The organism is Leeuwenhoekiella nanhaiensis, from assembly GCF_002744755.1.
Classification (GTDB): domain Bacteria; phylum Bacteroidota; class Bacteroidia; order Flavobacteriales; family Flavobacteriaceae; genus Leeuwenhoekiella; species Leeuwenhoekiella nanhaiensis.
This window is the reverse complement of the sequence record NZ_KZ319290.1, coordinates 212,318-228,900: the sequence shown is the minus strand read 5'-3', so window position 1 is coordinate 228,900 and position 16,583 is coordinate 212,318. Positions and strand designations below refer to the sequence as shown.

Genomic DNA, 16,583 nt, shown 5'->3' with positions numbered 1-16,583 from the left:
TTTTTCGATTGGTTCTTATCTGCCCATCCAGCCGCCATCTACAGTCATAACGGTACCGGTCATGTAATTGCTTGCGGGCGAGGCTAAAAATACCACAGGACCTTTAAAATCTTCCGGCTCACCCCATCTGCCTGCCGGAATACGGCCCAGAATAGACGAACTGCGCTCAGGGTCATCACGTAAGGCTTCGGTGTTGTCTGTAGCAATATAACCCGGCGCGATAGCATTAACCTGCACACCTTTACCGGCCCACTCGTTGGAAAGCGCCATGGTTAACTGCCCAATGGCACCTTTAGAAGCTGCGTAGCCGGGAACGGTGATTCCGCCCTGAAAGGTAAGCAATGATGCCGTAAATATGATTTTACCGCTGCCTCTTTTTATCATTTCTTTACCCAACTCCCTGCTGAGGATAAACTGAGCATTCTGATTGACTTCGATCACTTTATCCCAATATGCGTCACTGTGTTCTGCGGCGGGCGCTCTTAAAATCGTACCGGCATTGTTGACCAGAATATCTATGGTTGGATTCTCTGCTTTAACCTTCTCAATAAATTTGTAAAGGGCTTTACGGTCTGAAAAATCACATTGATAGGCACTGAATTTCTTTCCTGTTGCTGTAACTGCTTTTTCGATATCTGAGCCCGAGATTTCCAAGGAGGCCGAAACCCCGATGATATCTGCTCCCGCTTCGGCGAGTGCTTCGGCCATAGCGAAACCTATACCGCGTTTACAGCCGGTTACCAATGCTGTTTTACCCTCTAAACTGAATAAACTCATTATTTTAAATCTTCAGGTGAGACGCCGTCCATATCGCCATAATCCATGTTTTCGCCTGCCATACCCCATATAAAGGTATAGTTTGAAGTCCCGGCACCGGAGTGTATAGACCATTCGGGCGAAATAACCGCCTGATGATTTTTCATAAAAATATGTCGGGTTTCATCGGGCTGACCCATAAAATGACTGATGGTCTGGCCTTCTTCCAGATCGAAATAGAAATAGACTTCCATTCTGCGGGTATGGGTATGTGCCGGCATGGTGTTCCAGACATTGCCTTCTACTAATTCGGTCATTCCCATTTGCAACTGGCAGGTATCAACCACGCTGTTGACTAAAAGTTTATTGATCACCCGCTTATTAGAAAACTTCGTATCGCCTAACTCTACGATTTCAGCCTCTTTCTTAGTAATTTTTTTAGTAGGATACGCGTGGTGCGCAGGAGCCGAATTGATATAGAAATAAGGCTGCTCAGCGGTGGCTTCAAAAATCACTTCCTTCACGCCCTTACCTACGTAGAGCGCTTCCTTATTGCCTAATTCGTAGACTTCGCCGTCAACGGTGATTTTTCCTTTTCCACCTACATTGATGACCCCAAGTTCTCTACGATCCAGAAAATGTTCCGCTTTAAGGTCATCTATTGGTTCAAGTTTTAAAGCTTTGCTTACCGGAAATGCACCTCCCGCAATATAGCGATCGTACATAGTATAGGTAAGGTTGATTTCATCTTTTACAAAAATGGAAGGGATCAAGAAATGCTCCCGAAGCTCCTGAGTGGTGTAGCGTTTTACATCTTCCGGATGGTGTGCATATCTAAATTCTGATTTGGTCATAGTTATCTGTTTTCAGTTTTAAAAAGAATATTCAACTCTTAAAGTTACAAATTCAATTTTAACTGTATTAATTACATTTTTAATTCGAATTCCTTACGGAGTTTCGGTTTTAAGCCAGAATTGCATTTCATTAAATGAAAATTACTCTGTGCCTTCTGAAGAGTCTTAATCTTCAAGATTCCCTTGAGCGTCCAGTTTAGCCAACTTATCGGTAAGGTCTTTTACGAAAGCATCCTGAGTTTTAATGCCATTCTGCTCCTGCTCCCAGGCACTTAAGATGTAGTATGTCTGTGTTTCGGTAGAAGGGTTAAAAACTACCAAATGATCGTGTGGACCCTCGGTAGTGGCAGCCTGAGCGGTTTTATAAAAAATCGCCATCCCGAGTTGGTCATTTTCACCGGCAAGGGTTTGCGTACCGTAGGTTGCTATGTAGGCCCAGTCTCCGCTTTCGCTGGTAGCCTGCATTAATGGAATATCTTCAAACTTAACAATGCCGGTGGCAAGACCCTCAAATTCAACACCGGGAGTAAGCTCAGCCTTTAAGAAACGGTCTTCCGGAAAAATACTGATGGTTGATTTTAGATCGGTAATCACATCCCCGGTTTTCCAGCCTTTATAATCAATAGTTACACTTGATTTGGAATCTGAATTATCCACTTTTACAAGTGTTTTTTCGACCTCATCAAAATGCGCGATGGTATCTGCCGTAAACCTGCCGTAGCCACCAATACCCATTGATTTTCCGGCTTTTAAAATATCCTGACCCCAGGGTGCATTGTTATGGTAGGAGTCAAAACCATCCTGCCCCACGTAGGGTAAAACTAGTGTATCTACTTTTTTCCCGAAAATGTCAATCGCGTTTCTCCAGTCTAAATACAAGCGATAAGCGATTTGTTTGTTTTCCCAACCCGGGCCTTCGTAGCGAATAAACCAGGAATGATCTGTGTGTTCTTTAGGAAGGTCAAGTTCATCCACATTTACAAATTTACCGCCCTGATATTCTCGGGATTCAGAACTCCAGTTTCCTCCCTCTTTTATTGAAATTTCGGCGTAGGTAGCAGGAATTTTCTTTACCTCTTGCGCCGGTTCGTCCTGAGTGGTTTTGTTCTCCTGATTTTTGCACATGGTAAACATTGCAAGAATGCAGGCCGAAAGAAAAAGCTTTGATTTCATAGATCTGTATTGGTAGGTTGAATAAAATCGATACGGTTTAGAGATTTCGGGAATCAAACCCCGATCTAAAACTCTTGTAAAGAAACAAAAATGTAATCGATTGCACAAATAGGTAATCAGATAAGTTTTTCTCCATCCTCAGCAAGTGAGTGCAATTTTCATTTTGAAGTGTCTGAATATAAGGTCTCGTGATAACTCTTTGATATTAAATCGTGAAACACCACTGCTATGAATTTCAGCAATACTTACTGAAAGCAGGTTAGAGCAGGACACTTAACTTTAGTTTAACATCTAAATTTGATTTCGAAAATGCTTAATAGATGTTTGCACTACATCGAAATAGTATGCACTCTTTAAATTTTAAGTTGAAAATTTATGAACCAAACTTTACTCAAAAAGTCTCTTCTCTTGCTTTTTACTGCAATCGTTTTCGCAGCTTGTAGCAGAAGCGAAGTCGATGAATATTACGAGCGGCCGGCTGATCTGGAACCTCCTATTTATCAAACTCTGGAAGCTCAGGGTAATTTCACCACCCTGACCGCTTTAATTGAGAAAGCCGGATATAAGGATATACTGGGAAAAGCTGGTTATTGGACCATGTTAGCACCCAATGATGCTGCGTTTAATTCCTTTTTTCAGGAGCAGGGTATTTCAAATGTATCTATGGTAGACTCGGTTATGGCAGCAAAAATTGTACGGTATGCCTTAATATATAATGCCTTTCGTACCGAGCGCCTTTCTGATTATCAATCTCGCCTGGGCTGGGAAGAAGATAATGCCTTTAGACGTCGTACGGCTTATTATGATGGCTTTGTGAAGAAAATAGTCAATGGCAACGAAATCGTTGTCGTCGGTTCAAACCGTAATACAAATCTTAGTGGTGAGTCTTATATCCCCGGGGACAACAACAATAAATACATAACCTACTTTGTAGAAGAATTTATGAATGCCGCAGGTCTGGGTGCCTCAGATTATAATTATTTCTATCCTAATGAAAACTATACAGGCTTTAATGTATTAGGTGCCGAAGCTTTAGAAACAGATATTGTTGCTGAAAACGGTATCATACACGAGGTTGACAAAGTTTCTCTTCCACTCATAAACCTTGATCAAAAACTTGAATCCAGCAGTGATTATTCTCTTTTTAGAAGTTTTCTGGAGAATAATCTGGTTCAATATGTGTTTGATCAGGATGCCACTACAACCTATCAAAATTTCACCCGTCAAAGTGATCAGGTCTACGTAAAAGTATACGACCCTGCGCTTTCTTTTTCCCCAAATAATGAAAATTATATCAAAGAAGAAGATAACGATGGCCAGGCTGATGCGTATACTATGTTTGTACCTGAAAATGCCGTATTGCAGCAATTTGTTGATGAGGTGTTACTTAAAAACTACGCTTCACTACAACAGCTTCCCAAATACGTTTATGAAGATTTCATCAATGCCCATATGGTTCAAAATGCCGTATGGCCTACACAGGTAGCAAGCTACAATAATGAGCTTGGTGAGGATATACGTATAGACCTGAACACCGAAGTACGTGAGGCCGAAGTTTTAAGTAACGGTTTTTTCTACGGAACGAATGTGGTACAGGAATCCAATCTGTTTTTTAGTGTTTATACCTCAGCTTATCTGGATCCTGAGTTCACATTGGCAACCCGCCTTTATAACGACGGATCTGGACTTCGTGAAATCATCAGCAACCTCAATGGTCGATACACCTTGTTTTTACCTTCTGATGAAGTGTTAGCCGATTTAGGTTTTGGTTATGACATCCCCACTTCTTCCTACACCTACACTGATCCTGCCACCGGAAATGTCTTGCCGGCAAATATCGCAAGATCCAGACTTTTACGGGTGCTTTACAATGGTGTTGTACCTACTCCGGATGATGAACTGAATGATCTTTCAGGCTCGGGAATCATACGATCAGGTGATTTTGATCTTCCCGGAGAATACATCAAATGGGAAAACGGACAGGTGTTTGCTGCCGGTAATGAAGTCTCCGGTCAACGGGTAACTATTATAGGAAGCGAAGACCAGCGTAATGGCCGCACCTATTATATAGATCACATCCTGGAATTTAGCGAAGAAAATCAGGGGCGCGACTTACAGCGTCTGGCCGAAGAACCGGGCTCTGAATTTGCAAACTTTTACAATTATCTCAACAATTCAATAATCTACGATCGCAATTCGGGGGCTATAGATGGTGTTGAGTTAGGTACCTCTTACACCTTTGTCATTCCAAATAATGCAGCTATAGAACAAGCTGTGAGGGATGGCAGATTACCCGGAGATCCGGCTACTGGCGTACCCAACTTTAACCCCGGTCCACAAGGCCAAAAAGACATCGTTGCAGATTTTTTACGCTATCACATCCTTGCGACCCGTACGGCATCAGACGACGGTTTAATTAATGGTCTTACTGAAACCCTGCTGCGTGATAGTCTGGGCGAAAAGACTTACGTGGATGTGAGTAGTGCTCCGGGAGACCTTTTCTTTACAGACGCTGCAGACCGCATAGCAACTTATATCCCTGGTCAAAGCAACAATCTGGCTGACCGAAGCTTAATTCACCTTGTTGACAACTATCTATTATACACAGAATAAGATGAAGCAAAAAACTACCCATATTCTTTATTGTTTCTTATTGACCGTCTTACTTGCCGGAAACTTTGGGCTCTGGGCTCAGGGATCTGATCAGGTTGTACGGGGAACCATTACAGACTCCAGTAACGGGCAGCCAATTCCTGGTGCAACCATCGCAGAGCAGGATGCTGAAAACCGAACAGTCAATGGGGTTATCGCAGATTTTGATGGAAACTTCGCCATTCGTATACGAAACTCAAACAATAAACTGGTAATCTCTACTTTAGGATATACCTCTCAGACCATACCCCTAACCGGAAAATCTACTTATAATGTGAGTTTGACGCCATCAGTTGATGAACTTGATGCTGTTATGATTTCTGTAGAAAAACAGGTAGAAAGCGGTTTATTAAATATTGCAGAGCGCAATCAAACCACCAGTAATGTCACCGTAAAGGCTAGCGAGGTTGAAAACACCCAGGCTGCCTCTATAGACGAGGCCATTCAGGGTAGGGTTCCCGGTGTAGACATTGTTGCTAACTCCGGTGATCCGGGTGCCGGAATGCAAATACGTATACGGGGTACTTCCTCAATATCCGGCTCTTCAGATCCGCTTATCGTGGTTGATGGAATGCCTTATGAAACCTCAATTCCTCAGGATTTCAATTTTGGTACTGCGGACCAGCAAGGCTACGCCGCTTTGTTAAACATTGCACCTTCAGATATTGAAAGCATCACCATTTTAAAAGACGCGGCTGCAACCGCTATGTGGGGATCACGTGCATCAGGTGGTGTTCTGGTTATAAATACCAAACGGGGTGCGGTAGGTAAACCTAAAATAGGCTACAACTTTACCGGAACCTACATGGAACTTCCTAACACGATACCTATGCTTAGCGGAGATCAATACTCCCAATTAATCCCGGAAGCCTTTATGAATCGCAACGGGGTACCTCTAAATACACTAACCGTAAAAGAATTTCAGTACGATCCTCAGGAAGTCTATTGGTTTAAAAATTACGGAAACAATACAGATTGGGTTGAGGCGATATCTCAAACAGGCTTAACCGGCGAACACGTGCTTTCCTTACAGGGAGGTGGTGAGAAAGCCCGCTATTATACTTCGGTAGGGTATTACGACTCAAAAGGGGTTACTAAAGGAACCGGTTTTCAACGTATAAACGGAAGACTCAACCTGGATTATATTGTTTCAGACCGCATTCGGTTTAGAACCGATATCGCATACACCCATACCAGTACAGAGCGCAATTATGTAAATACTTTTGGCACATCAGATCGGGACAGACTTAGAAGTATTGCCTATACCAAAATGCCAAATATGAGTATTTATGAATACGACGATGTGGGAGATCTTACGCCTAACTACTTCTCACCTGCAATAAACATTCAGGGTGCATACCCTAACACCTATAACCCGGTAGCGCTGGCCGAATATACCAGCAATACGCAGGTGGGTGATCGTATTGTGCCACACTTTAATCTTCAGGTCGATCTGGTTCCTAAACGTTTGGTTTCTACATTCGACATTCAGTTTGACTTTAATAATACCAAGGCCAATGCCTTCTTACCGCAAAATGCCACGGGACGCCCATTCACAGAAACTGTGGTAAACCAGGCTTCAGATGCTGATGTTGATATTGCCAGTATCACTTCAAAAACAAACCTGATCTACACACCTGATCTGGGTGATAATCAAAGTCTACAGGCCTTAATGAGTTTACAAACTAACGATTTCAGGTATGAATCGCATCAGGCTTTAACCGCTAACACGGCTTCATCCTTACTTACTGATCCCTCGGTTCCCTCGAGAACTCAAAATTCTGACTTAAGACTATACACTAACAACAGTCAGGCACGTAGTGTTGCAGGCCTGATTAGTGCGCAGTACAGTCTGCTTGACCGGTATATTGTTAATGTAGGGTTACGCGGGGATGGAAATTCAAAATTTAGTGCAGACAACCGCTACTCCCTATTCCCCTCTGTATCTACAAGATGGAGAGTTTCGGGTGAGTCTTTTATGAATGATTTTGATTTTATTGATGATTTGAGTTTGAGAGCCAGTTACGGACAGTCTGGTGGAACTCCAAGATATGACTATCGCTTTTTCAATATATATGGAAACTTTGATGCCGAATACTTAGGCCTTAACGGGGTTTATCCTCAAAATATTCAACTCGATAATTTACGCTCAGAAACCTTAACCGGTAAAAACGTTGGTCTAAATCTGCAATTATTTAATAAAAAATTACAGCTTGATGTAGACGTATATCAAAACCGAACCACCAATCTTCTTTTTGAAAACCTGGCGATTTCTTCGGTTTCCGGTTATGGAAGTCTATCTGATCAAAACGTAGGTACTATTGATAACCAGGGTTGGGAAATAGGTTTATACACCACACCCATCAAAACAGACAAATGGAAAGTTGATTTCAACTTCAATATTTCACGTAACCAGAACATTATTCGTGAGATTTCAGAATTTTTCCCCAGTGAGCAGGGTAATATAGACCGTAACGGAGAGTACAAAAGATTTCTCCAAATCGACAATCCTTTTGGTTCTTTTTACGGATACCGCTTTAAAGGCGTTTATGCCGATCTTGACGCTACCCGTGCACGTGATGCTGAAGGCAATGTGATTGTAGGACCTAATGGCCAGGAAGTCTTTATGCGCTTTAATTATCCTGCAATAGATTATACGTTTCAGCCCGGGGACGCCATTTACGAGGACATTAATAAGGATGGAAATATAGACAGCCGGGATATAGTTTATCTGGGTAACAGCAACCCTAAATTTATTGGAGGCTTTGGACCAACTGTTACTTTAAACAATCAATTTAAATTCCTTCTTTTCTTTACCTACCGTCTTAATTATGACATCATCAACGGGACCGATATGGTAACGACCAATCTTTATGGATACGACAATCAAAGCACAGCGGTACTGTCGAGATGGCGCAACCCCGGTGACCAGACTAACATACCCAGAGCTGTTTTTCAGGGAGGTTATAACTGGCTTGGCTCTGACCGCTATGTGGAAGATGCTTCTTTCTTAAGACTACGCTCGGCTACCTTCAGCTATAGTTTTGGTAAAAACTTCCTGAAGAAAATGAAAATGGATGACCTGCGCATCTTTGTTACCGGAGACAATCTGCTAACTTTTACAAATTATCGCGGGCAGGATCCTGAAGTCAGTATGCGTGGTGGCGATCCCTTTGGTATCGCGATAGACTATTCCCGCACTCCCCCTACCCGAAGATTTACATTAGGAATTCAAACCCGATTTTAATCATGCTCGTTATGAACAAAAGAATTATATATCCATTAGTATTCATCCTCACGCTGATTGTACAATCCTGTGACAATTATTTGGATTTAAAGCCTGAAGATGGTACCGTACGCGAGGAATTTTGGCAAACTAAAGAAGATGTACAGGCTGCAGTAATTGGGGTTTACTCATCACTTCTCAATAATCCGCCCTCAGAGCGTGGGCTTACTCTGGCCGAGCACCTGTTTATGTATGGTGAACTGCGCGGCGGGATGGTTAGTCCCGGTCCGTTTGCACAGGATGATCAACGCGATGTATTGACAACAAATATTCTGCCTTCTAACAGTATTGCAAACTGGTCTGTTTTCTACCGCATCATCAACTATTGCAATACGGTAATTGATCTGGCTCCGGATGTTTTAGAAATTGACCCAACCTTTACTGAAACGCAATTGAATAGTTACCTGTCTGAAGTGCTGGCGATACGTGCCTATCTTTATTTTACGCTGGCCCGTACCTTTAAAGACGTGCCATTGAAACTGGAAGCAACACTTTCTGACAAACAAAATTTTCAAATTCCTGCATCTTCTCAGGAAGAAATTTTTGCTCAGGTAATTGAAGATCTACAAAGAGCAGAGCGTCTGGGCGTTGAAGAATATGCTACCATGCCTGAGAATAAAGGCCGAATCACAAAAGCCGCAATACAGGCAATGCAAACCGACGTGTATTTATGGACTGAAAATTACAATGAAGCCCTTACCGCTGCTAACAAAGTCATCAATTCGGGTAAATTTGATTTGGTAAGCAGCAGAACACAGTGGTTTAATACCGTTTATGCAGAAGGAAACTCTTCAGAAAGCATTTTTGAATTTCAATACACCCCTCAAAACCTAAATCCGTTTTATTCCATATTTCTTCAAAGACCCCAGTATCTCGCGGCTCCCACTGTTTTGGAGCAGGTTTTTGGTGTGGATTTTGACGATCCTGAGAACAAAGACATTCGTGGGGAACGCGCATCCCTGGTTCCCGGAACTAATGAAATCTACAAATTCACCGGTTTGAATAGAGATGTTCGTAAAAACCTTCAGGAATCAGATACACACTGGTTTGTCTATCGCTATGCTGATGTTTTATTAATGAAGGCCGAAGCACTTAACGAATTAAACCGGGGTGCTGAAGCTCTTGAAATTGTAAGCGAAATTCGGGAAGCACGGGAAGCTATTCAGCAAACAGAAGAGCAACTAGGACCCGAAAATAAAAGCGGCATCAGACTTTACATTCTTGCTGAGCGTGCAAGGGAACTCGCCTTTGAAGGTAAGCGCTGGTTTGACGTTTTACGTAATGCCCGAAAGGAAAACTATGCGAATATTGACATCCTGATAGGTATTGCTTTACGCAGTGCACCGGCCAATCAACAGCAAATCATTACAGCAAAACTGCAAGATCCTAACAGTCATTATTTACCCATAAGTGAAAACGAACTCATCACCAATAAGGCTTTGGTGCAAAACCCATTTTACAAATAGACTATAGCTATGAAAAAATTACTAAACATTCCAATTTTGATGAGGCTCATTCTGATTGTAGCAGTAGCCGGCCTGGTCTATAACTGTACTGACGAAAAGTATAAGGAGTCTACAGATGAAACCTTGAACATAACTGAATTTCTTAGGGCTAATGATGAATATTCTGATTTTCTGGAGATTCTAAGAATTACCGGTTACGATTCATTTATGAACACGTACGGTACCTATACCCTGTTTCTACCCAACAACGAAGCGGTAGCCGCATATATGTCAGATATGGGCGTAAGCAGTTTGTCTGAAATTCCTTTAGAAGATTTACAGGAACTCGCCAAGCTTCACATTCTTGAACAGGTTGTAAACACCACAAGTTTTACTGATGGGAAAATCGCAACTCCCAGTTTACAGGGTCAGTTTTTAATCACCGGAGCTGCCAATGCAAACGGTGCTTCAAATATTACTGTGAACAAGGAAGCACGCATTATAGCATCAAATATTGAGGTAGGCAATGGTCTCATTCACGTGCTTGATAAAGTGCTGCGTGTAGCAAACCTTACCCTGGCCGAAACCCTCGAAGCAGACCCGTCTCTTTCCCTGTTTACAGAAGCTGCTAAAGCTACCGGGTGGTTTGAAAAACTAGATCAACCGGTAACTTATAACACAGACAGCATCCCGAGCTATCTTACAGTTTTGGCTCAAACAAATGAAGTATTTGCAGAAGCCGGTTTAGACAATTTAGATGATCTAAAAACACGCTACAGTCATCTCAATGATCCTGGTAATCCCGCAGACAGTCTCAACCTGTTTGTCGCCTATCGCATTTTACCGGGACTTAATTATATGGCTGATCTGGCGGTAACACCTGCCGTAACAACAAGAGCTCCGCTAGAGGTCATTACTGTAAAGCTCGCCGTTGACACTTTATTACTAAATGAGGAAACTTTTAATGGCGTTTTAGAAAAAGGGGTAGTTATCAATAGACCGCAAAGCGACATAACAGCATCCAATGGAGTATTGCATCTCGTTGATGAAAACTTTTTCATCAAGAAGAGGTTACCGGCACCAGTTTATTTTGATGTGGCAGACCAGCCAGAATTCAGACAGCTTAGCTCAGTCTTCAGAGTACCTGGAAACAGTGTGAGTCTTAAAAAAGAAGAGCTAAGTCTTGTTGACTGGCCAGATAATCAATCCTTAACATACGTAGCTGCTGCTATAGGCGATGGAGCTTTTCTCGATCAGGCATGGCATGGGGATGTCATAGATATGCTGCGATTTAGAAATGGGTTTTTAGACCCGATCACTTTTGACACTCCCGTAATTATCAAGGGGCAGTACAAGGTATGGGTATCCTATCGTTCTAATGGGCGGTCATCTGCTGCCACAGAAGTACGCTTTGATGGCGTGGCGCTACCCAGACTCATCAACTTTAGAGAAGGTGGTAATACCGATCTGCCCGAGCGGGTACTGGAGTCTCAGGGATACAAGCGTCATATAGAACCCTATACAAACCGTTTTAACTGCCGTCTGGTAGGCATTGTAAATGTAGAAACCACGGGCAGACACAAAATTACACTTGAAGCTATTCAGGATAGTAGCAACGGTAACACCTGGATTGATGTAATTGAATTCAGACCTATAGATATGGATCAGCTCTATCCCAAATTTGAAGCTGGAGGTGATGGCCTTATTTACGAATAAAAATCTGTTAAACATTAATCCCACTAGGATGATATCAATAAAATTGAATAAACACTATCTCGGTCTTGGTTTGCTGCTATTAGGCCTGGTTTCCTGTTCTGAACCCTGGGAAGATCACGCCGGAGTGAATGATAGTAATCTTACCTTAAATTTAAATGAGGCCATTTCCCAAAATTCACAAACCTCAGAATTTGGAAAGTTACTTGCAGAAACCGGCTATGATAGAATACTGGCGGCTTCAAAAACCTATACCGTATTTGCCCCAACTAATGAGGCACTCGCGGCGGTAGACGCCCCAGCCCTAAGTTCTGCACAGGCTAAAAAATTATTCGTTGCCAATCACGTTGCACTTACCGCATTTACATCGGTATCTCAACAGGACACAGTATCTATTGAAATGTATTCTAATAAATACCTGCAATTTATAGATGGCAACCGCATTGCCGATGCGCAGGTTGTTGATGCAGACAATTATACTTCAAATGGTTTATACCATATCATTGATAAAGGCCTCGCTCCGCGCAGAAACATTTGGGAATTTATCAAAGACCAGGCAGCAACGAATGATATGAGTGCTTACTTGATGGAGCTTAACGCGTTCAATCTATACCCCAGAGATTCAGTTGCAAAAGCTAATGCCATGCCCGGGATGCAGGCAGATTCGCTTAGCAATTCGTATTTCACCAATGTCTACAACCTCAACAATGAAAAAAACAAATACACCTTTTTTCTGTTAGATAATGAAAGTTTCACAGAGGAAACCGATAGACTAAAACCCTATATGAACAGGGTGAGTGAAGATTCAACTACTATTTACACAAATTATTTTACCACTCGTGATCTGGCTTTTCATAAAGCGATTGCACGTGAAAACCTCCCGGATACTCTGGTTTCTAAATTTGGTGTAAAGGTTCCACTCACAGAAGCTACAATAGCTGAAGAAATTCAATTGAGCAATGGAGTGGTTTATGTGATGAGTAAACTTGAGGTTCCCTTAGAAACCAGGTTGCTTACCACCACTATACAGGGCGAAAATCCATTTGGCTTTAGCCAGTCTGACAAGCGCGCCAATACATTTTACAGAGAAAAAGCAGATCCGCAAGGCGATGTATTTTTTGACATTATGGTTCAAAATCATCGGGTTCCGCGATTTACAATTTACTACAACGCAAGTAACCTTTATACGACAACGTACCAGGTTTATTGGAGGGCTATCAATGATATTCAATCCAATACCTTTCAGCAGCGGGTGAGTTTTGGAGGGTTTATTTCGCCAACAGACGGCTCTTTACAACAGCCTTTTGCGGAGTTGCCGTATACCAATGTAGAGCCTAATACCTATGAAGAGGTGTATATTGGCGAGTTTACTTTAGACCAAAAAGGAAGAGACGCCTTACTGGTTTCATTGCAGGCCGCCAATTCTGCTACAGATGGAGTTAATACCCTGACTCTTGATTATCTAAAACTAGTTCCTGTAATTAAATAAAGTCTTTTAAACCAATAGTTATGCTCAAAAAATTACAACTAACCTGTTTTCTTAGCCTGCTTTTTTGCGTTGCATTGCATGGAGGGTTTTACGCTCAGGAAACTGTTGACTCAACTGCCGTTCAGAACAAGGAAGGCATAGAGGTGAAAGGCTATATTAAAGATGCAACTACCGGTAAAGGTATAAGCGGAATAAATCTAACCATTGAAAACTTCTCTGCAGCTATAAGTAACGAAGATGGAAGCTTTAATATTAAAGTTCCTAATTCAAACACATTGCTTAGCATAAGCGGTCAGGATTATCAGAGCAAGGTCGTTCCGGTAACTGCCGAAAATTCACAACTGGAAATACTGCTTTTTGAAGCACACTACTCCCAGTTCTATGAGCTGGCACGATTACCTTCGGGCGAGAAGTTGCAGTATTCCAATACTAAAGCTGCCAGCGTAGTTGACTTTGAAGATACACAATGGAGCAACCCCATCAATGAGTCAGTAGGAGACTTTCTACAGGGAAAGGTTTCCGGCTTAAACAGTGTGAGAAAATCTGGTGTGCCCGGTAGTGGAGCCTATTTAAATCTTAGAGGTTTCAATTCGCTTTACGCTACAAACAAACCCCTTCTTGTTGTAGACGGCATGATTTACGACGATGAAGATTACGGTTCCGGTATCTTACAATACAACTCTTCCTCACCATTAGCAATGCTTGAAGTAAAGGATATTGAGGATGTTACCGTACTCAAAGACGGTTCTTCACTTTATGGAACCAAAGGAGCTAACGGAGTTATCATCATTACCACTACGAGACCCGATGAGCTAACTACAAAAATTGATTTTACAATGTACGGGGGGATGAATCAGCAACCCGAGCAGTTACCGCTTTTAAGAGCAGGACAGTATCGCACCTACTTAACCCAACTTGTAGCATCACGTGGCGACAGTCAGGCTCAAATTGCAGCTCAACCCTGGGTATCTGATAATCGTGCCAGTGGCGAGTATTTTACGTACAATAACAATACAAACTGGCAGGATCAGGTTTTTAGAACCACTTCTAACCAAAACTACTACCTGAGAATAAAGGGAGGAGATGATATAGCGAAATACGGTTTATCTGTAGGATACCTTAACAACGAAGGGGTAACTTCTTACTCCAGCTTAGAGCGGTACAGTACCCGTCTTAATGCATCCCTGAGGTTAACCGAAAAACTATTTGTTGATGCCAATCTTTCTTTCATTCACAATACCGAAAATCAAAGAGATCAGGGATTGGCCTATAAAACAAGTCCGTTTTATTTAGCCCTTACCAAATCGCCATTTTTAGCTGTTAATGCCGTTGACGCAGTGGGAGATGTTTCGCCAAATCTCGCAGACGTTGATATTTTTGGAGTTAGCAATCCGGTTGCTTTAATCGAAAATGGTATTGGCGTAAACAAGAATTACCGCTTTTTTGGAAATTTACACTTTAAGTATGTTTTCAACCCCAACTTTAGCCTCAACAGCATTCTTGGACTTACCCTGAACAAAGAGCGTGAGACCTTCTTTGTTCCTGATTTTGGCGTTGCTGATATTGTATTGCCTACCGCAATAGGCAATAACCGTAGCGGTAGCGAAGTACAACGTCTTTATTCGATTTATACAGACACCTGGTTGAGCTACAGCAAGCAATTGAGTAATAAAAACTTTTTTGATTTTCGCCTGGGCTTCCGCAGCCAAAGCAATGATTCGGAAAGTGATTTAGGACTGGGATACAACTCAGCGACAGATGACTTTACCAGCGTAGGTTCAGGAAGCAATTTACTGCGCTTTGTAGGAGGTTCTCTTGGAGAATGGAAATGGATCAATGCCTATTTAAACGCTGATTACAATTATCTCAACAAGTATTTTTTAACGCTCAACGCTGCTGTAGATGGATCTAGCCGTTTTGGCGACAGCATACAGCAAGGCGGTTTTGGCTTAGGTGATTCATACTATGCTGCTTTAGGATCAGTATCTGGTGCCTGGCTTGTTTCCTCAGAAGACTTTCTGAAGAATTCTGAAACGATTAATTTACTAAAACTGCGTGCAAGCTACGGTGTAAGCGGTAATGATGATGTAGGCAACTATACCGCGCAGCAACTTTATGTATCTCAAAACCTATTAGGTGTTCAGGGTCTTGTGCGCGATAACATTGGTAACCCTGAATTGAAATGGGAGACCGTATCAAAACTCAATCTGGGTGTAGACCTTTCGCTCTTCAGAGATCGGCTGAATGCTTCGTTTGATGTGTATCAAAATAAGACGGAAGATATGATCACCTATGAGTCTATCACAACAACTACCGGGTTTGACTACATTGTAACTAACAGTGGCTCTATGAAAACTCAGGGTTATGACCTCAGCTTAAACGGCAGACTCTTAAAAACATCTGATTTTGGTTTAGATGTTGGCTTAAATCTGTCCCGTTATGTAAATGAGGTTACCAGTTTACCCGGCGAACCCATTATTACCGAATTTGGCGGAGCTACCTATATTACACACGAAGGTCAGGATGCTAATTTATTTTATGGGTACAAGACAAATGGAGTATACGCAACCACTGCTGAAGCAAACGCCGAAGGTTTAAGCAGACCTCTTGGAAATGGCAATCTATTACCCTTCGCAGGTGGAGATATTCGCTTTGAGGATCTAAATGGTGACAAAATTATTGACGATCAGGACCGAACCGTAATAGGCAATCCCAACCCCGATTTAACCGGAAGCTTTAATGCCAAACTGAATTATAAAAGGCTTAGTCTCTCTGCCCTGTTCTACTTCTCTGTTGGTAATGATTTGTATAACGGAGTTAGGTACAATCTGGAGAAAATGAGTGGTTATGAAAATCAAAGCGTTGCCGTATTAAACCGATGGGTTGCAGAAGGGCAAAAAACCAGCATACCTCGTGCCACCTGGGGAGATCCGCTAGGCAATGCCTCGTTTTCAGACCGATGGATCGAAGACGGTTCCTATCTGAGACTCAAAACCTTAATGCTGTCTTATGACATTCCTACCCAGTTGCAGTACATCAAAGCTGTACAGGTTTATGCCACAGCAAATAACCTCTTGACTTTTACAAATTATTTAGGCTACGACCCCGAGTTTAGTGCAACCTCCTCCATTTTTGGTCAGGGAGCAGATCTGGGGCTGATGCCTCAATTTACCACAATGCAGCTGGGCTTACGTCTGGGACTGTAATCTATTTAA

At 42.2% G+C, this 16,583-nt stretch carries 9 protein-coding genes; 6 read left to right on the top strand and 3 right to left on the bottom strand.

Translation table 11 applies throughout. The annotated features are described in order from the left end of the window. Window positions 1-15 precede the first annotated feature (15 nt). The 3 genes from CJ305_RS09865 to CJ305_RS09855 form a co-directional block, all read right to left on the bottom strand. A complete protein-coding gene (locus CJ305_RS09865) occupies window positions 16-780 on the bottom strand; it encodes an SDR family oxidoreductase (RefSeq protein WP_189319429.1) in 765 nt (254 codons plus the stop codon). Next, window positions 777-1,610, bottom strand: a complete 834-nt coding sequence (gene kduI / locus CJ305_RS09860; protein WP_099646097.1) for a 5-dehydro-4-deoxy-D-glucuronate isomerase — start codon at window positions 1,608-1,610, stop codon at window positions 777-779. Before kduI ends, CJ305_RS09865 begins: the two co-directional genes overlap by 4 nt. A 165-nt stretch (window positions 1,611-1,775) precedes the next feature. Beyond that, window positions 1,776-2,783: a DUF4861 family protein gene (locus CJ305_RS09855; RefSeq protein ID WP_099646096.1), complete on the bottom strand. Its 1,008-nt coding sequence runs from the start codon at window positions 2,781-2,783 to the stop codon at window positions 1,776-1,778. Window positions 2,784-3,158: 375 nt separating this feature from the next. Here CJ305_RS09855 and CJ305_RS09850 point away from each other — a divergent pair, with 375 nt between their 5' ends. The 6 genes from CJ305_RS09850 to CJ305_RS09825 are packed head-to-tail and all read left to right on the top strand — an operon-like array spanning window position 3,159 to window position 16,574. Then, entirely contained in the window at window positions 3,159-5,396 is a 2,238-nt protein-coding gene (locus CJ305_RS09850; RefSeq protein ID WP_099646095.1) for a fasciclin domain-containing protein, read from the top strand. Between the two features lies 1 nt (window position 5,397). Next, window positions 5,398-8,682 carry a SusC/RagA family TonB-linked outer membrane protein gene (locus CJ305_RS09845; RefSeq protein WP_099646094.1) on the top strand — a complete coding sequence of 1,095 codons (3,285 nt, stop codon included), beginning with the start codon at window positions 5,398-5,400 and terminating at the stop codon, window positions 8,680-8,682. A gap of 11 nt (window positions 8,683-8,693) precedes the next feature. Then, entirely contained in the window at window positions 8,694-10,187 is a 1,494-nt protein-coding gene (locus tag CJ305_RS09840) for a RagB/SusD family nutrient uptake outer membrane protein (RefSeq protein WP_099646258.1), read from the top strand. A gap of 9 nt (window positions 10,188-10,196) precedes the next feature. Next, window positions 10,197-11,882 (top strand): fasciclin domain-containing protein, encoded by a 1,686-nt coding sequence (locus CJ305_RS09835; protein ID WP_099646093.1) that lies wholly within the window; start codon window positions 10,197-10,199, stop codon window positions 11,880-11,882. A 28-nt stretch (window positions 11,883-11,910) separates the two neighbouring features. Continuing rightward, on the top strand, window positions 11,911-13,368 hold the full coding sequence (locus tag CJ305_RS09830; protein WP_189319422.1) for a fasciclin domain-containing protein: 1,458 nt from the start codon (window positions 11,911-11,913) through the stop codon (window positions 13,366-13,368). Window positions 13,369-13,388: 20 nt separating this feature from the next. After that, a complete protein-coding gene (locus CJ305_RS09825; protein WP_099646091.1) occupies window positions 13,389-16,574 on the top strand; it encodes a SusC/RagA family TonB-linked outer membrane protein in 3,186 nt (1,061 codons plus the stop codon). Window positions 16,575-16,583: the final 9 nt, after the last annotated feature.

What these genes read in the sequence shown, in the direction of transcription:
- CJ305_RS09840 (WP_099646258.1), top strand. Translation starts at nt 8,694, where the DNA reads ATGAACAAAAGAATTATATATCCATTAGTATTCATCCTCACGCTGATT.
- CJ305_RS09825 (WP_099646091.1), top strand. Translation starts at nt 13,389, where the DNA reads ATGCTCAAAAAATTACAACTAACCTGTTTTCTTAGCCTGCTTTTTTGC.
- CJ305_RS09845 (WP_099646094.1), top strand. Translation starts at nt 5,398, where the DNA reads ATGAAGCAAAAAACTACCCATATTCTTTATTGTTTCTTATTGACCGTC.
- CJ305_RS09850 (WP_099646095.1), top strand. Translation starts at nt 3,159, where the DNA reads ATGAACCAAACTTTACTCAAAAAGTCTCTTCTCTTGCTTTTTACTGCA.
- CJ305_RS09830 (WP_189319422.1), top strand. Translation starts at nt 11,911, where the DNA reads ATGATATCAATAAAATTGAATAAACACTATCTCGGTCTTGGTTTGCTG.
- CJ305_RS09835 (WP_099646093.1), top strand. Translation starts at nt 10,197, where the DNA reads ATGAAAAAATTACTAAACATTCCAATTTTGATGAGGCTCATTCTGATT.
- CJ305_RS09855 (WP_099646096.1), bottom strand. Translation starts at nt 2,783, where the DNA reads ATGAAATCAAAGCTTTTTCTTTCGGCCTGCATTCTTGCAATGTTTACC.
- kduI (WP_099646097.1), bottom strand. Translation starts at nt 1,610, where the DNA reads ATGACCAAATCAGAATTTAGATATGCACACCATCCGGAAGATGTAAAA.